The 18,196-nt window shown below is 73.0% G+C and carries 8 protein-coding genes; all 8 read right to left on the bottom strand.

Features of this window, described 5'->3' with window-relative positions:
* Positions 1–8: 8 nt before the first annotated feature.
* The 8 genes from DFQ13_RS10835 to DFQ13_RS33730 all read right to left on the bottom strand — a co-directional run bounded on the left by DFQ13_RS10835 (position 9) and on the right by DFQ13_RS33730 (position 18,177).
* Positions 9–1,565 carry an AMP-binding protein gene (locus DFQ13_RS10835; protein WP_110079647.1) on the bottom strand — a complete coding sequence of 519 codons (1,557 nt, stop codon included), beginning with the start codon at positions 1,563–1,565 and terminating at the stop codon, positions 9–11.
* 3 nt (positions 1,566–1,568) lie between these two features.
* Positions 1,569–1,838: an acyl carrier protein gene (locus DFQ13_RS10830; protein ID WP_219994354.1), complete on the bottom strand. Its 270-nt coding sequence runs from the start codon at positions 1,836–1,838 to the stop codon at positions 1,569–1,571.
* 28 nt (positions 1,839–1,866) lie between these two features.
* Positions 1,867–2,994 carry a nucleotide disphospho-sugar-binding domain-containing protein gene (locus DFQ13_RS10825; protein ID WP_035279038.1) on the bottom strand — a complete coding sequence of 376 codons (1,128 nt, stop codon included), beginning with the start codon at positions 2,992–2,994 and terminating at the stop codon, positions 1,867–1,869.
* 70 nt (positions 2,995–3,064) lie between these two features.
* Positions 3,065–3,820, bottom strand: coding sequence for a thioesterase II family protein (locus DFQ13_RS10820; RefSeq protein WP_110079749.1), 756 nt, complete (start codon positions 3,818–3,820; stop codon positions 3,065–3,067).
* Between the two features lie 2 nt (positions 3,821–3,822).
* Positions 3,823–5,052, bottom strand: a complete 1,230-nt coding sequence (locus DFQ13_RS10815; protein ID WP_110079646.1) for a hydroxymethylglutaryl-CoA synthase family protein — start codon at positions 5,050–5,052, stop codon at positions 3,823–3,825.
* On the bottom strand, positions 5,049–5,303 hold the full coding sequence (locus DFQ13_RS10810) for an acyl carrier protein (protein ID WP_110079645.1): 255 nt from the start codon (positions 5,301–5,303) through the stop codon (positions 5,049–5,051). The genes DFQ13_RS10815 and DFQ13_RS10810 overlap by 4 nt, the downstream gene beginning before the upstream one ends.
* A complete protein-coding gene (locus tag DFQ13_RS10805; RefSeq protein ID WP_084175308.1) occupies positions 5,300–6,340 on the bottom strand; it encodes an LnmK family bifunctional acyltransferase/decarboxylase in 1,041 nt (346 codons plus the stop codon). Before DFQ13_RS10805 ends, DFQ13_RS10810 begins: the two co-directional genes overlap by 4 nt.
* On the bottom strand, positions 6,337–18,177 hold the full coding sequence (locus DFQ13_RS33730) for an alpha/beta fold hydrolase (RefSeq protein ID WP_267897647.1): 11,841 nt from the start codon (positions 18,175–18,177) through the stop codon (positions 6,337–6,339). The genes DFQ13_RS10805 and DFQ13_RS33730 overlap by 4 nt, the downstream gene beginning before the upstream one ends.
* Between the last annotated feature and the right edge of the window lie 19 nt (positions 18,178–18,196).

The following is an 18,196-nucleotide window of genomic DNA, read 5'->3' as shown; positions in this document are numbered from 1 at the left end:
CTCGTTCGTTAGTCGCGTAAGCGGCGTTCGGCCTCGGCGCGCAGCGCGAGCCGGTCGACCTTGCCGTTGGGAGTGAGCACGGGCTCGACCGGCCACAGGTGCCGGGGCAGCATGTAGCCGGGCAGGGCGGCGGCCAGCCGGGTGGCCAGGTCGGTCGTGTCAGAGCCGGTGCCGGTGCCGGTCACGAACACCACCAGCACGCCGTCGACGGCGAAGGCGGTGCCGTCGAGCCCGGGCCCGGCCGCGCGCACGGCGGCCTCGACGTCGCCCAGCTCGATCCGGTAGCCCTGCACCTTGACCTGGTTGTCGTTTCGCCCCAGGTGGACCAGGCCGACGCCGGTCAGCTCGGCGCGGTCGCCGGTGCGGTACCAGGTCTGCCCGTCCAGCTCGACGAACCTGCCCGCGTCGTTGGCCGGGTCGAGGTAGCCGCCGAACATCTGCGACCCGGTGAACACCAGCTCACCGGCGCTCGGGTGCACGGTGTCGCCGTCGAGCAGGGCGTACCGCATCCCCGGGAAGACCTCGCCGATCGGCACCGTCCCGGTCGCGGCGGCGGTGGCCGCGTCGAACCGGTACCCGGTGCACGCCACGGCCAGCTCGGTCGGGCCGTAGAGGTTGTCGACCACCGCGTTCGGCGCGGCGGCCTGCCAGAAGGCGGCGCTCTGCACCGGCAGCGGCTCGCCGCAGAACATGGTGACGCGCAACCCGGGCAGGCTCCCGGGCCCGAGCGTGCCGCGCCCGCGCAGCGCCCCGGCCAGGCTCGGCGTGGACGTCCACACCGTGATGCCGTGGTCGCGGACGTACCGCAGCGGGTTGAGCGCCTGGAGGCGGTTGAGCACGGTCAGCGCCGCCCCGGAGGCCCAGGCCACCCACACCTCGAACATCGACAGGTCGAACGTCAGCTCGTAGACCTGGCTGAACACGTCGGTCGGGCCGACGTCGTAGCGCTCCAGGCACGCCTGCACGAACGCGCCGATGTTGCGGTGCCGGATCGGCACGCCCTTGGGCTGACCGGTCGACCCGGAGGTAAACAGGATGTAGGCCAACCCGTCGGCCGACCCCTCGGCGGGGGCGCCGAGCAGCGCGTCGCGCGCCTCGGGCACGACGACCGGCACCGACACCGGGCCGGACCACTCCGCGAGCCGGGGGGCCAGCACCGGCGGCAGCTCCCCGAGGCCGTCGAGCTGCGCGGCACCGGCCGGGTCGACGATGAGCGCGTCGACGTCGGCGGACTCCAGCACCGCCCGGTTGCGCTCCACCGGGAACTCCGGGTTCAGCGGCACGAACACCGCCCCGGCGTACAGGGCGGCGAGGAACCCCACGTGCGACTCCACCGACTTGCTCGCCAGCACCCCCACCCGCCGCGGCGCGGCGTGCCGGACCAGCGCCCCGGCCCACCGCCTGGCCAGCGCGTCGACCTCGGCGTAGGACCAGGTGGCCGAGTTGATCCGCAGCGCCACCCCGGCCGGGTTCGCCGCCACCCCGTCGAGGAACCAGGAGTGCAGCGGCCGGTCCGCCGTGCGCGCCGGGGTTCGCGGCAGCGCGCGTGCCGCCTCGCCGGGCACGGCCTAACCGGCCAGGCGGTCCGCGGCGATCAGCGAGGTGACCGTCGCCCAGGCCGCCCGGGGGGTGGCGAAGTTGGCGGGCACCAGCGCCTCGTCCGGGAACACCACGCCGTACATCTGCTCCAGCGAGGCGATCAGGCCCACCATGCCGATGGAGTCCAGGCCGAACGCGGACAGCACCAGGTCCGGGTCGAGCGGGGCGTCCATGTCGAGGCTGGGCAGGTAGCAGCGGATGACGCACTCGAACTCGGTGTCCCAGGTCATCGAGGCCATCGTCTTCTCCTTGTTCGTGCGGCCCGGTTCAGGCAGCGTGCACCACAGTGGACAGTTTGTGCGCGAGGTGCGCGGGGGTCGGCATCGCGGCCATCTCCAGCCGGATGTCGCGGGCGCTCTTGACGAGCGAGTCGTCGGACAGCAACCGCTCCAACTGGGCGGCGGTGATCTCCTCCAGCGTCCCGGAGATCGCCGCGCCGCGGGCGGCGACGGTCTCGGCGTTGACGAACTGGTCGCCGAACACCGGCAGCATCAACTGCGGGATGCCCGCGTGCAGGGCGGTGAACGTGGTGCCGGAACCGGCGTGGTGCACCACCGCGTCGGAGGTCTGCAACAGCGCGGTCAGCGGCACCCACCCACCGGAGCGGACGTTGGCGGGCAGCGGCCCCAGCTCGGCGTAGTCCACCTTGCCCAGGGCGAGGACGAACTCGGCGTCGACCTCGGCGGCCTCGTCGATCAGCCTGCGCACCGGCCGCAGGCCGACCCGCTTGAGCAGCACCGTGCCCAGGGTGACGGTGATCCGCTTGCGCTCGGGCTCCTCCAGCAGCCAGCGCGGGATCTCCCCGCCACCGTTGTGCGGCATGTACCGGACGTTGAACCCGTCGGACTCGGCCATCGACTCCGGTGACACGTCCACGGTCAACCGCACCGGCGGCAGCTCGGCAACCCCGTGCCGCTCGCGGATGTCGGCCATGTCGGCGAACTGCCGGTCCTCCAGATCCCTGGTCCGCATGAACCCGACGCCGTGGCTCACCGCGGGCACCCCCAGCTTCGCCGCCGCGAGCAGGCCCGCGGGCCAGAGCTGCGAGTACACCACCAGGTCCGGCCGCCACGCGGTGGCGATGTCGACCAGGCCGTCGCCGATGGGACCGGCCGCCATCCTGGCCCACAGGAACGCCGACCCGTCCATGTCCATGAACGGCTTGGACTGCATCTCCTCGACCACGTCCGGGTGGTCGCGCTCCAGGTCGAGCCGGGCCTGGCCCAGGTCGAAGCCGGGGGCGATGTCGGCCACGTGCAGGCCGGTGGGCTTGGTGAGGATGTCGGAGGTGGTGGCGAGCAGGATCTCGTGCCCCGCCGCCCGCAGCCCCCAGGCGAGCGGGACCATCGGGAACATGTGCGACGGGTGCGGGTTGGAGGCGAACAGAACGCGCATGGCGGGCACGCTCCTCTGTGGTCTCGTGGGCCGGGTACCAGTCTGGGGTGGCCACGGCCGGTGGCACTGCCTACTTCTGAGCAAGCAGGCGGCGGGCGCGGCGCAGGTCGGCCCGGACCGCGGCCAGGACCCCGGTGCTGTCGCGGAGGTAGAAGTGGTCACCGCGGAACACCCGCAGCCCGAACGACCCGGACGTCACCCGCGCCCAGGCCGCGACCTCGTCCGGGTCGGCCAGCGGGTCGGCGTCCCCGGTGAAGCCGAACACCGGGCAGTCCAGCGGCGCCGCCGGGGCGGGCCGGTAGGTCTCGTTCAGCTCGAAGTCCGCGCGCAGCACCGGCAGGAAGAACTCCAGCAGCTCCGGCTGGCGCACCAGCTCCGGCGGCGTGCCGCCCAGGCCCAGCATCTCCGCGACGAAGTCGCCGCTGGGCAGGGCGTGCACGTCGCGGCGGCGGTTGGGGAGCTGCGGGGCCCGCCTGCCGGAGGCGATCAGGCAGCCCGGCCCGGCGTGGCCGGTCTCGCGCAGGCGCTTGGCCAGCTCGAACGCCACGATCGAACCCAGGCTGTGCCCGAAGAACGCGAACGGCCGGTCCAGGTGCGGACCGAGCCCGTCCACCAGGGCGTCGACGAGCGGCCCGATCCGGGTGAACGGCGCCTCCCGGACCCGGCCCTCGCGACCGGGCAGCACCACCGGGCACACCGCGGTGTCCTCGCCCAGCGCACCCCGCCAGGGGCGGAAGAACCCGCCCCCACCGCCCGCGTGCGCGAAGCAGAACAGCCGGGTGGGCGCGTCGTCGGCGAGCGCGTCGCCGCTGATCCATCCGGCCACGGTCAGCCCCACGCGTACTGTCGGTGGTACTCGCGGACCCCGGTGAACAGCAACTGCTCCTTGCGGTCCGGGACGCGGTCGAGGATCGGCGCGTAGCCCGCCGGGTCGATGTCGCGGTCGGGCACCGGCACCAGGCACTGCTTGTTGACGGCGAGGGCGGCCAGGTACTGGTCGAAGTCGATCTCGACCCGCTTTGCCAACCGTTCGCCGATGCCCATGGTGGCCAGCTTGTCCTTGGCGGCCGGGCCGGTGATCCCGCTGAAGAACTCACTGGAACACCCGGAACCGTAGGAGAACAGGCCCACCCGCACGGGCTCGGGAAGCGGCGCGGAGTCGATCAGGCTGGCCAGCGCCAGGTACACCGACCCGGAGCACAGGTTGCCCACGACACTCGGGTACACCAGCGACGGCGCCACCCGGCGCTCGAAGTCCGCCGCCACCTCACCCGGCCCGCGCACCCCGTGCTCGCGCAGCAGCTTGCGGTGCCCCGCCTTGACCAACCCGGCGAACGGGGTGTGCATGACCAGGTGGTCGAAGGTGGTCATGAAGTCCGCGCCGTCGACCTTCGACCGGTAGTCGGCCACGCTGTTGCTGAAGCAGTCCAGGTAGGCGAACAGGCTGCGATCCACGTCGGCGATGTCGAAGGTCGGCTCCGGGCGCGCGGAGTCCAGCGTCTCGTAGCTGTAGTTGCCGAACGCACCCAGGTCGAACTCCAGGATGGTGCCCTCGTCCCCGACCAGCACCGCCGCGGCGCCGTGGCCCGCGGCGGGCTCGGAGTACTCGGCGTGCTCGTCCACCACGGCCACGTCGGTGGCGATCACCAGCGCCTTCGCCCCCGGGGAGATCCCCGACGCCAGGTAGCCCGCGGCGAGCTGGATCGCCCCGGTCGCGCCGTAGCAAGCCTGCTTGACCTCGAAGAACCGGCAGTTGCGGGACAGCCCCAGGTACTCGTGCACGTAGGAGGCCACCGACTTGCTCAGGTCCACCCCGGACTCGGTGGAGGTCACCAGGACCTCGATGCTCGCCCGCTCCTCGTCGCTGAGCGCCGCGACGATCGGCAACGCCGCGTTGACCGCGTTCGTCACCGGGTCCTCGCACGGCAACCCGATGGACCGGCGGGTCATCATCAGGTTCTCGACGCGGCCCGGGTCCAGGCCGCGACCGCGGAACAGCTCCGGCACGGTGGCGTAGGCGTACCCGCAGTGGACGTTCAGCGCCTCGATCCCGGTCACCGCGTGCTCCGCTCGGCGAGGAAGGCCACCAGGCGGTCCACGTCCGGGACGGCGGAGAAGTCCGACATCGGCGCCTGCACCCCGAAGTGGTCCATCAGCGCCAGGATGATCTCCACCCGGTCCACCGAGTCCGCGCCGAGGTCCTTGAGGTGCTTGTGCCCGGGGATGTCGGTGACCTCCGGCAGGATTTCGCTGACGACCTCGCGCACCACGGTGAAGACCTCGCTGTGGGTGGATTGTGTGCTGGTCACCGGGACACCTCCGGGGTGGTCAGGTGGATCGTGGCGACGGCGATCGCGCGCCCGGTCGTGCGGTCGGTGGCCACCACGGTGAACACCTCGTGCCGCGGGTCGTCGACCGACCGGTAGGCCTGCACGGACACGCGCAGGACGGAATCGGCGTCGGCGTTGCCGAGGTAGCAAAGCTTGTGGTCGGTCACCACCCGGGTCAGGAAGGAGGCGTCCGAGCGGCCGAGCCTGCGCCACAGCTTGAGCAGCGCCCGGTCCACGATGGAGAAGTAGGAGGCGAAGTAGATCAACCCGACGCCGTTGATGTCGCGGGTGATGTCGATCTGGTAGTCGAAGCTGGCCGTCCCGACCTGGTGGAACCCGGGGTCGGCGACGTCGTGGAACGTGTGGGAGGTGCGCGCCTGCTTGTAGGCCAGGCGGGGCGAGTACCGGGCGGGCAGCGTCGGCAGGTGCCCGTGGCGGAAGTCCGGGGGCGAACTCTTGACCAGCCCCACGTTGCTGCCCTCGGCGCTGCGGGTCACCCAGCGGTTGAAGTTCTGCACGTAGAGGCAGTCCGGCCGCGGGTCCTCGAAGAACTCCACCGGGTCCACGGCGGTCCTGGCCGAACCACCACCGCTGCGGCTGATCCGGTGCAGGGTCAGCACGGACTCACTGCCGTAGTCGAAGGAGCTGGAAGCCACCTCGATGCGGTCGCCGAAGGTCAGGCCACCGTGGTGGAACTCCGGGCTGCCCTGGATGTGGTAGTAGTAGAACGCCAGGTAGGTGGGATTGCCGTCGGCGTCGCGGGCGGCGAAGACGTTGGTGTCGCACAACGCGGTCACCGTCTCCCACGTCCAGTCCCCGACCTGGCCGACGAACAGCGAGTTGTGCCCGCACATCCCCGGCCGGACGGTCAGCCGCCGCCACACGGAGTGCCCGTCCACCACGGCGAACTCCGGCTGCTCGCCCCGGCTCGGCGCTGCGCTCTCCGGCGCTGTGTTGTCCGGCGCTGTGTTGTCCGGCGCGGTGTCTGCCACCGGTTCTGCCACTGTCGCGGTCATGCCCTCACTCCGTTCAGCGCGTCGCGCTCGGCCAGGAAGCCAGCGATGAGCCGGTTGGTCTCCTCCGGGCTGGTCAGGTTCGGCCAGTGCCCGGCGTCGGCCACCTCGTGGTACCGACTGTCCTCGATCGACCCGTGCAGGAGATGCGCCGTTTTGAGCGGAATCACCGTGTCGTGCCGCCCCTGCACGATCAGGGTGGGCACGGAGATGTCCGGCAGCCGGGTCAGCAGGTTCGGCTGGGCGGCGAACACGTCCAGGTAGCGCAGCCCGGTGCGCGGGTCCATGCTCTCGCTGCGCAGCAGCAGCTCCTCCAACCGGGCGCGGTCGGCCCGCAGCCGCTCGGAACCGGTCTTGGCGATGACGTTGTCCAGGTCCTCCCTGGCCACCACCGACAACCGGTTGACCTCCCCGGACCGGTTGCCCAGCTTGTAGGAGCTGCACAGCAGCGTCAGCGAGGCGGTGAACTCCGGGTACCGCAGCGCGAACACCTGGGCGGTGATCCCCCCGAAGGAGGCCCCGGCCACGTGCACCGGCCCGGTTTCCCCGAGCGCCGCCAGCGCCCGCCGGGTCAGGTCCGCGATCCCGTCGTAGGTCAGGTCCCGCGCGGCGGTCGTGGCCCCCACCCCGGAGTGGTGCACCACGGTCACGCGGTAGGACTGCGCCAGCGCGGCGAACTGCGGCCCGAACAACCCGGCCCCGATGTTGAACGGCAGCATCAGCAGCAGCGTCCGCCCGGACCCGGCGGTGAACACCTCCACGTCCCCGTCCTCCAGGGCCAGGACCTGCCGCCGGACGTCGGGGTTGTACTCGCGCAGGACCTCCAGGTTCTCGCTGCGCGCCTGGTGCCCCTCGGCCATGGCCTCCCGGATGTCCTGGGGCACCCGGTCGGCCGGGTGGTAGGCGGCGAGCGGCCCGGTCTCCCCGGTGGCGGGCACCAGGTCCGGGATCGGGGTCGGGTCCGCGAGGAACGCCAACAGCCGGGTGGTGATCGTCCCGATGTCGGTCAACCCCAACGGCACGGCGAGCCGCACCAGGTTCTCCCCCGCCAGGTGCCCACCCGCCCGGATGCCGGTGACGCGGTAGAGAGCGGTCAGGAAAGCCTGCACCGGGTGGGCGTGGGTGGCGGAGAGGTGGGAGACGTCGAGCAACACGCAGTGCGCGTCCCCCCCGCCGCGCACGGCCGCCCCACCCTGCTCCAACGCCGTCCGCAACGTCGTCACCTGGGCGACCCGCCTAGCCGTCGCCTGTTCACTCCAGGCCCGGTCGGCCAACGCCTTGGCCAGGGTGGTCCGCGCGTGCAGCCCGATCTCGTGCCCGCGCGAAGCCACCCGCTCGTTCAGGTGGTGCGCCACCTCCGGGTCACTGGTCGCCACCACCCCACCGAAGTCCACCCCGAAGTCCTTGGAAAGACTGAGCGTCACCGCGTCGGCCAACCCCAGGACGTCGGTCACCACGTCCCACACCGGCCGCTGCTGCCCCGGCTCCAACCGAGTGATCGCCAACGCGTTCTCCAACACCCGCGTCGCGTCGAGGACGAGCGGAACCCCGTGCAACCGGGCGGTGTCCCGAACCCGCCGCAGGTTCCCCAACGACATCGGCGCCCCACCCCGCGAATTCGCCCCCACCTCCACGCACACGAAGGCGGTCCCCCGCTCCAACGCGGCGTCCAACGCCTCGATGTCGAGATCCCCACCGAACGGGCAATCCAGGTCGACGGTGGGCACCTCCCGGGGCTCCAACCCGTTGTCGACGAGGTTGAAGTACCAGGACGGGAACACCCCGTTGTGCAGCACAACCCCGCGCCGCGGCCACGCCCGGCACAGAGCGGCCTCGGCGGACTTCCCGGACGCGGTGGGCACGATGGTGTCGAAGGGGAGCGTCCCCGCGATCGCCCGCCCGGGCGCCCCCTCCAACTCCCGCCGCCGCTGCCCCACCGCGGCGTGCCCCAACTCCGCCCACGAGTCGGTCAGCAGGTCGAACTCGACAGCGGCCGACGGCACCAGCAACGGGTTGTGCCCGTGATCGGCCAACACCCGATCCCGATCCCCCAACGCGACATCAGCGGTGACCCGAGCCACCCCGGCGATCCCGGCCGCCCCACCCGCGGAACCACCGGCACCCACCTGGCCAGCCACACCCGCCGAATCGGACCCGCCTGCCCGCCCAACCGCGCCCACCGAGCCCGCCTGCCCCGCCGTACCCACCGGACCGGACGTGCCCACCAAGCCGGACGCACCCACCGAGCCACCAGCACCCACCCGGCCAGCGGTGCCCACCGAGCCCGCGTCGCCCACCCGGCCACCGGCACCCACCCGGCCAGCGGTGCCCACCGAGCCCGCATTGCCCACCCGGCCACCGGCACCCGCCAAGGCAGCGTCGCCCACCTGACCAGCGGTGCCCACCGAGGCAGCGGCACCACCCGCGCCGACAGCACCTCCCGCAGCCGCAGCACCCGCCGCACCCACAGCACCGACACCCGCCGCGGTCCCCCCACCGCCCAAGATCATCCGGCCCTGGGGACCCCCGATTTCCACATTACCGTCCACACCCGACAATCCGGAACCTGCGCCGTCGGCCCTGTGGACAACCTCCGTCAGCGCCTCGGCACCCGCACCCCCACCAGCCGTCCCCAAGATCAACTTTCCCGGGGGACCCCCGTTTTCAACGTTACCCGGGGGGACCGACGGTTCGGAACCTCCGGCGGCGGTCCTGTGGACAACCGGGGGCGTGGACTGGCGGGCGGCGCGGTTGGCCGGGTTGGCGATCATCAGGATGATGTCGGCGACGTCGGCGTTGGGGACGCCCGCGGGCCTGCACAGGTAGACCGGGAGGTTCGTGGTGCGGAACTTGTTCTTGAAGCGGAAGTTCCCGTCGCCGGTGAAGATGCCCTGGGAGCGGAGCTCCTCCAGGCCCGCCTCCAGGTCGGGGTCGGCGTTGGGGGAGTTGGCGACCTTCGCGCCGAAGCTGCCGCCGAAGCTGAAGACGGTGGCGCCCTCGGCCACGGTCCGCTCGATGATCTTCACCACCGTCCACTCCAGACCGCCGAGCGGCATGTCGTGGCGGTAGAACTCCAGGTCGAGCAGGTAACCCGCCTGCGACGGGATCTTGGTGACGATGACGGCGCTGACGATCCGGTCGGCGACGCTGGTGAGGAACATGCGGTGCCGGGGGGCCAGCACGCCGTGGCCGATCTCCTCCCGCACCGTGTGCACGTACGGGTTGACCATCGGCTTCCCGTCGGCCCACTCGTCGATGATCTCGGTGATCTGGCGGTCGACCGCCGGGTCGGAGCCGACGGCGTACTCGGTCAGCGCGCAGCGGCCCGCGCGCTCGAACTTGTTCAGCACGTACCGCAGCCGCTGCATCTTGCTGCCCTGCACGGTGAACGTGCTCAGGTCGTCGAGCCGCTGCAACGCGCCGAACGGGGTCGCGGTGAACGGGATGCCGTCCGCGTCCTCCAGGCGGTCGAGGCCGAGCAGGTTCGGCTGGAGGCCGTTGGCCGCCGCGTACTCGGTGTACTCGCGCGCCAGCCGCGGGAAGTACGCGTCCGGCCCGACGTAGCTCCAGGAGAAGATCACCCGGTCGCGGCGGGAGAAGTTGAAGTACCCCTTCCGCTGCGCACCGAGGAAGATCAGCGGCGCGATGTCGCGGCCCGGCAGCCCGCCCTCGCGGCCGTGCTCGCGCTCCAGCTCGGCGACGACGGACGCGAACTCGGGCCGCTCGTCCAGCCGGTCCTTCTCCAGCACGGTCCAGTCGCCGCCGCCGATGACCATCGTGGGGACGAACGCGCTGTCCACGGTGGCCAGCTTCGCGGCGATGTCATCACCGAGCTGGGCGGTCAACTCCGCCACGGTCGGGTGGTCGAAGAGCAGCGTCTTGCGCAGCGCCCCGAACCGCTTCTCCAGCGCCCCGACGACCCGCAGCATGTCGAACGAGCTGAACCCGTTGTCGGTGAACGACACGGCCGGGTCCACGTCCCGCCCCAGCTCCTCGGCGATGAACCGCCGCACCAACTCCACCGGCTCCCCCACCGGCACGGCAGGCGCCGCCACGACGGCCGGGGTCTCCACCACCGGCGCCGGGGCCACCGGCGCAGCGGCAACCGGCGGCGCGGCAACCGGCGGCGCGGCAACCGGCAGCGGCACGACCACCACCGGCCCGGCGGCAACCGGCGACGCGGCAGCCACCACCGGCCCGGCGGCCACCGGCGGCACCGCGACGAGCGCGGGCACCACGGCCGCAGGCTCAGCCACCGCGGGCTGAGCCTGCACGGGCTGGGCGGGCGCGGTGATCCCCAACCCCGCCACGAAGGCATCCAGCTCGTCGATGGTGTCGTACTCGTACAGCTCGGCGGCGGTCAGCTCGGTGCCCAGTTCGGCGTTGAACAGGCGGGCGAAGTCCATCCGGAAGATGGAGTCGAGCCCCAACTCGGTGAACGAGGAGTCGTCGGCGATCTCGTCGGTGGGGATGCCGAGGATCTCCGACAGCTTCTCCCGCACCGACTCCCGCAGTCCCGCACCCGCACTGCTCGCGGGCTGCACGGCGACCGGCGCGGCCACGGCCACCGGGGCCGGGGCGACGACCGGTGCGGCCGGGGGCGCGGACCGGGTCGGGGTGCTCAGGACGAGCTTGGGTCCTCGTGGGCGGGGGCTGGACATCGCTCGTCCTCCGGTGTCTGTGCTCGAACTGGTGGGTCGGTCGGGTGAGCCGGTTCGGGGGGTGGGAACGGTGACGGGAAGCCTCACCTCGGCTGCGGCGCCCACCACTTGCGGCGACTCCGCGACCTTGTGGGCCGCTGCCACGCCGGGCTCGGCCACCGGCACGTCGGCCCCGGGAGCGGTGTGGGCGGGAACCGCCGTGGTGGTCTCCCCGCCCGGTGCCGCGGGCCGGTCGACCGGGGTGAACCAGTGCCGGGTGGTGGCGAAGGGCACCGGCGGCAGCGGCACCCGGTTCGGCCTGCGGTGACCCCACCACTGCTGCCACGGGACCTCCGCGCCCGCGGCCCACAGCCGGGCCAACTCCTCCGCGGGCTCGTCGCCGGTGGCCGGGGCCGCGTTCTTCACCGCCGTGCCGCGAACCCCGTCGAGGGTGCGGAGCCGGGCGACGAGGTCGGCGCGGTCGCTGGTCGCGATCACGAGCCGGGCGGCCCGCGGTGCCCGACCGGTTTGCAGCGTGTGGGCGACGGTGGCGAGGTGGGCCTCCGGCGTGGCCTCCAGGTGGTCGGCCAGCGCGGTGGCGTAGCGGGCCAGCGACTCCTCGTCCGGCGCCGACAGCGGGACCAGGTACCGCCTGCCGTCCACGGTGGCGCACCGCGGCCGCGCCGGGCCGTTCTCCAGCACCAGGTGCGCGTTGGTCCCGCCGAACCCGAACGAGCTGATGCCCGCCCGCAGCACCGGCACACCCGCGTCCGGCACCGGCTCCCACACCCGCGCGGCGGACAGCACCTCGAACGGCGTCCCGGCCAACCGCAGGTACGGGTTCGGCGAGGAGTAGTGCAACGAGGCGGGGAGCACGCCGTGCCGCATCGCCAGGACCACCTTGAGCACGCCCGCGATCCCGGCCGCAGCTTCCAGGTGGCCGATGTTCGTCTTCACCGTGCCCAGGGCGATGTGGCCGGAGGCGGGTAACCCGCGGGACCCGTACAGCTCGGTGAACGCCTTCTTCAACCCCTCCGCCTCGATCGGGTCGCCGAGCCGGGTGCCGGTGCCGTGCGCCTCGACGTAGGTGACGGTGTCCGGGTCGACCCCGGCGTCGCGGTGCGCGCGGACGAGGACGCGGGCCTGGGCGAGCGGGTTGGGGGCGGTGAGGGAGGTGCTGCGCCCACCGTGGTTGACGGCGCTGCCCTTGATCACCGCGTACACGTGGTCGCCGTCGTCGACGGCGCGGCGGAGCGGCTTGAGCAGCACCGCGCCCGCGCCCTCCCCGCGCACGTACCCGTCGGCGGCGGCGTCGAAGGTCTTGCACCTGCCGTCCGGGGACAGCATCCCGGATTTGGTGAACGCGATCAGCAGCCCCGGGCTGAGGATCACGTTGACCCCACCCGCGATGGCCTGCGCGCACTCCCCCGCCTGGATCGACCGCACCGCCCGGTGGATGGCCACCAACGAGCTGGAGCAGGCGGTGTCCGCCGTCTCGCTCGGCCCGCGCAGGTCGAGCAGGTAGGAAACCCGGTTGGCCAGCACGGAGTGCGCGATCCCGGTGGCGGTGTGCGCCTCGACGGCGACACCGTGCTCCTTGAGCAGCTCGTCGTAGTCGGTGGTGGCGACCCCGGCGAACACCCCGGTCTCGGTGCCCGCGAGCGCGCTCGGCCGGTACCCGGCGTCCTCCACCGCCCGCCAGGCCTGCTGGAGGAACAACCGCTGCTGCGGGTCCATCACCGCCGCTTCGCGCGGGGAGATCCCGAACAGCTTGGCGTCGAAGGCGTCGATGTCATCGAGGAACCCGCCGCGCGCGTCCCGGCTGTCCGGGTTCGCCCGCAGGTCGGCCCGGTCCTCCGGCACGGTCCGCACCAGGTCGGCCCCGGCCACCAGGTTCGCCCAGAACCCACCCGCGTCGGCGGACCCCGGGAACACCCCGGCGATCCCCACGATCGCCACCGGCTCCGCGGCCGAGTAGCCGCCCGCGGCCACCCCGACGGGCGATTCCACGCTCCCCGGCCCAACCTGCTCCGTACGGCCCGAACCGACCTCCGCGCCCCCGCCGTGCGTCCCGGCGCTCCCGCTCGACCCAGCAGCCCCGCTCACCTCGGCACCCGCAAACGACTCGGCGGCTTCGCCCGACCCAGCACTCGCAGGTGGCCCAGCAGCCTTTCTCCGTTCGGAACTCACAGGTGGCTCAGCAACCCCGCCCAGTCCTCCACTCCCACGTGGCCCGGCAGCCTCTCGCAGCCCGGCATCCGCACCTGGTCCAGTGGCTTCGCTCAGTCCGGCACTCCCGATCGGCCCGGCAGGCTCTCCCAGCCCAGCATCCGCACCTGGCCCGGTGGACTCGCTCAGTCCAGTGCCCCCGAGTGGCTCAGTTGCCCCTCGCGGCACAGCACCCGCAAGTGGCTCAGCGGCCTTGCCGAATCCGGCGCTCCCGCTCGGCTCTACAGTTCCGCGCAGCCCGGCGCCACCACTCACCTGAGAATTCCCGCCGAACCCGGAATCACCCCTCACCCCAGCGTTCCCGCCCACCCCGGCGCCATCCCCCACTCCAGCTCCACCACCCAGCCCAGCGGACCCACTCCACGCCCCGGCGGTCAACCCCGACAGCTCCCCTGTGGACAGCTCCCCGAGTTGCCCACAAGCAAGATCCACACCAGCCGTTCCGTCGCCCACCGGCGGTAGACTGGCCTCGGGGTCAGCCCCCTGGGTGCGGTGGGGCATGTGGGGCGCGCGCGCGAGGGGGGTCGGGGGGGCGGGGGTCAGGGCGGTGGGGTGTTGGGTGCGGAGGTGGTCGGCGAAGGCCAGCAGGTCGGGGCACTCGAAGAGGACCGTGGGGAGGAGTTCGAGGCCGAAGCGGTCGTTCACCCGGTTCACCAGCTCGGTCAACGTGATCGAGTCGAAGCCCAGCTCCAGCAATTCCGCGTGCATGTCCACATCGGATTCGTCCACCAGGAGGAACCCGGCGGCCAGGAGGCGCAGTTCGCGTTCGAGGTCGAGTTCCGCCGTGGGGGGTGCGACGGCGGCGCCGTGGTTGTCGCACAGGTGGTCGGCGAAGGTTGTCAGGTCGGGGCACTCGAAGAGGACCGTGGGCAGGAGTTCCAGGCCGAAGCGGTCGTTCACCCGGTTCACCAGCTCGGTCAACGTGATCGAGTCGAAGCCCAGCTCCAGCAGCTCCGCGTGCACGTCCACGTCCGATTCGTCCACCAGGAGGAACCCGGCGGCGAGCCCGCGCAGGGCCTGTTCGACCTCCGCGCGGTCGACGCCCGGCCCGGCCGGGGGCTGGGCGGCGGGGGCGGTGGCGGGTGCGCGGACGGGGCCCTCGACGACCACCAGGGACGGTTCGGTGCTCGCCAGGCCGCGGATGAAGGCTTCGAAGCCCGCCCGGGTGCTGAGCGGGACCATGTCCCAGACCCGGGCGAAGAGGGTCACCGTGGCCTCGTCGACGGTCATGCCGCCTTCGGCCCAGAGGGGCCAGCCGAGGGCGAGGGTGCGGCCGGGGCCGGTGCGCTGGGTGGCGTAGGCGTTGAGGAAAGCGTTTGCGTAGGCGTAGTCGGCTTGGCCGGGGTTGCCCGCCTCGCCGGAGACGGAGGAGAAGAGGACGAAGAAGTCCAGGGGGGCGCCCGCGGTGGCGGCGTCCAGGTTGCGGGTGCCGTCGACCTTGGGCGCCAGGACCGCGGCCACCTGGTCCTCGGTCTTGACGACGGCGCGCGCGTCCCGGGTGACCCCGGCGGCGTGGATGACGCCGCGCAGCGGGGTGTCGGCGGGCAGGGACGCGACCAGGGCGGTGACCTGCTCGGCGTCGGCCAGGTCGGTGCGGTGGTAGCGGGCGCCGAGGGCGGCGACCTTGGCGGCGGTGGGGGCGTCGAGGTCGGAGCGGCCGAGGAGGACGACGGAACCGGCGCCGCGTTCGGTGAGGAAGGCGGCGAAGTGCAGGCCGAGGGCGCCCGCGCCGCCGGTCACCAGGTAGGTGCCGTCCGGGCGGACGGTCAGCGCGGTCGCGGCGGGCGGTTCGAAGCGCTCCAGGGTCTTGCGCAGGCGGGTGCCGTGGACGTACCGGATCTCCGCGGCACCGGTGTGCAGGGCGCGCAGTTCGTCGACCACCCGGTCGGCCGCGCCCGCGTCGACCTGGACGCGGGCACCGGCGAAGCGGCTGTGCTCCAGGGCCAGGGTGCGCAGCGTGCCCGCGACGGCGGTGTGCTCGGGGGCGTCGGAGGTGGAGACGGCGAGGACGCGCAGCGCGGCCGACCGGTCGCGTTCCAGGACGGCGGTGCTCAGCCAGAGGACCGGCTCGAACGCGGCTCCGGCGGCGACGATGGTGTCCGGCACCCGGCCCCGGGCCACCAGTGCGGCGACCTGTTCGCGGTAGTGCGCGCGGTCGCCCGCGGTGATCGTGATGACCTCGGCGTCGGGGTGGCGGTCGGCCAGTTCGGCGCGCAGGCCGGGGTCGCCCGCGACGAGCAGCGTGCGCGGGGGCGCGGCGGCCTCGTCGACCGCGGGCGCGGCCGTCCACACCGGGCGCAGGTAGCGGGTCTCGGTCGGTTCGGTGCGGCGGGGGGCGATCTCCAGGCCGGTGACGGCTTGGCGGACCACGCCGTCGGCGCCTGACAGCCGCAGGTCGAACCGCCGGTGCCCGTTGACCCGCCCGGGTGGGGTGGTCTCCCGGACGTGCACCCGGGCCCGGCCGTCGAGCGGCCCGCCGACGGTGAGCGCGCCGATCCCGACGGGCAGGTAGCCGGTGGTGCCGGAGCACAGCGCGGACACGGTTTGCAGGGCGCCGTCGAGCAGGCCCGGGTCCAGCAGGTGGCCGCCCGCGGACTCCAGCTCCGACACGGCCTCCCCCCGCCCGACCCGCAGCGCACGGACGACGCGCAACGCGGGCCCGTACTCCAGCCCGGTGCGGCTGAACGCCGAGTAGAACGACTCGACGTCGACCTCGCGCGGGCACTTCCCTTCGACGGCCGCCTGCGGGAGGGCCGCGCCCGCGGTGATGGTGCCGCGCGCGAACGTGGTGCCGGAACCGTTGACGGCGAACGCGGAACCGTCGAGGTCGACGGTGATGGGTCCGGGGGTGGTGTCGAGGTTGACCGGCGCCACCCAGCGCACGTCGGACACCGTGACCGGTGCGCCGAGCCCGGCTGCCAGCCGCGCGACCTCCAGCAGGGCGACCCCGGGCACCCACCGCTGACCGGCGAGCAGGTGGTCCCCCGCGACGGCCAGCAGCGGGTGGTCGGCGGCGAACTCCCGCACCGGGCCTGCCTCGGTGGTCACGGTCGCGGGGGCGAGGGCCAGGTGGTGCGGGTCGTCGGTGATCCAGTGGCGGCGGCGGTCGAAGACCGTGGTGGGGAAGTGGACGCGGCGGGCGGGGGTGGTCCAGCGGGCGGCCCAGTCCTCGCGCTTGCCCGCGACCCACTCCGGTTCGACGCCGGTGGGTTCGCCGGTGCGGGCGAACCCGACGAGGGCGGCGGCCAGTTCCGCCTTGTCCGCGACGGTGAAGGCGGCGCGGCGGGGTTGGGCGCGGCGGCCGACCTGGCTGGTGAAGGCCAGGTCGCGCAGCGGCGCGGTGCTGGTGGGGAGGAAGTCGGCGACGGCGGCTGCCAGCGCGCGCAGGGCCGTGTCGGTGCGGGCGGACAGGACGAACGTCTGCGACTCCCCCGGCGCGTCGGGGGTGGCGGGGGCGCCGACGTACTCCTCCAGGACGACGTGGGCGTTCGCCCCTCCCGCCCCGAAGGAGCTCATGGCCGCCCGCCGCGGCCCGGTGGACTCCCACGGCTGCGCCGCGAGCTGCGGGCGGAAGCGGGACTCCGACAGGTCGATCTTCGGGTTGAGCGCGGTGAGGTTCGCCGTCGGAACCAGGGCCCGGTGGCGGAACTGGAGCAGCAGCTTGGTCAGGCCCGCCACGCCCGCGGCGCCTTCCAGGTGGCCGATGTTGGACTTCACCGAGCCGATGGCGATGGGGGACCCGGTGCCATAGGCGCGGGACAGGGCGGTCAGCTCGATCGGGTCGCCGAGGGCGGTGCCGGTGCCGTGGGCCTCGACGTAGGAGATCCCGGCGGGGTCGACGCCGGAGCGGGTGAGGGCGTCGGCGATCAGGGCGGCCTGGGCGTTGGGGTTGGGGACGGTGTAGCCGGAGGTCTTGCCGCCCGCGTTGAGTGCGCTGCCCTTGAGGACCGCCCACACCGCGTCCCCGTCGGCCACCGCGGCCGACAGCGGCTTGAGCAGCACGGCGCCCACACCCTCGCCGGGGACGAAACCGTCCGCCGCCTCGTCGAACACGCGGCAGCCGTCGCCGGAGGCGAGCATGTTGCGGGCGCAGAGGGCGGCGAAGTGCGCCGGGTGGGTGATCAGGTTGACCCCGCCCGCGATGGCCATCCGGCAGTCCCCCCGCCGCAGCGACTCCGCCGCCAGGTGCAGGGCGGTGAGCGAGGACGAGCAGGCCGAGTCGACGGCGAAGCTGGGGCCGGTGAAGTCGAACACGTAGGACACCCGGTTCGCCACCGACCAGTACGCCGAGTGCCCGGTGGCGAACCGGCCCGCGGGCCAGTCCTGGGCGGCGGCCAGCAGCCCGTAGCCGCCGTACATCAGGCCCGCGAACACGCCGGTGGCCTGCTCCTTGGATGCCTCACCCAAGTACCCGGCCGATTCCAGCAGCTCCCAGCAGGTCTCCAGGAACAGCCGCTCCTGCGGGTCGATGTCGGCGGCGTCGCGCGGCAGGATGCCGAACAGGCCCGCGTCGAACTGCTCGATGCCGTCGAGGAAGCCGCCCCAGCGGTTGTAGGTGGTGTTCGGCGCGCGGCCGGTGTCGAAGTGCTCGCGCCAGTCCCACCGGGTGGCGGGGACCTCGGTGATGCCGCTGTACCCGGCGGACAGGTTGCGCCAGAACGCGTCCAGGTCCGGTGAACCCGGGTAGCGGCCCGCCACACCGATGATCGCGACGTCGTCGGTGGACACGGGTTCGGACACCACGGGCGCGGCGGGGGCCGGGACCGGCTCCGGGGCCGCCGGGACGCCCAGCAGCGCGGTCAGCTCGGCGCGGTGCGTGGTGAGCAGGTGGGTGGCGAGCTGGTCGATGGTCAGGTGCTCGAACAGCAGCGTGGACGGCAGGTCCCCGAGGTCCCGCTCGAACCGGGAGATGATGTTCAGGCTGACCAGGGAATCCACCCCGAAGTTCTCGAACGTCGCGTACTCGTCCAGCGACGCGGCGTCGGACTTC

The sequence above is a fragment of the Actinokineospora spheciospongiae genome, from assembly GCF_003182415.1.
GTDB lineage: Bacteria > Actinomycetota > Actinomycetes > Mycobacteriales > Pseudonocardiaceae > Actinokineospora > Actinokineospora spheciospongiae.
This window is presented reverse-complemented; position numbering and strand designations above follow the sequence as displayed.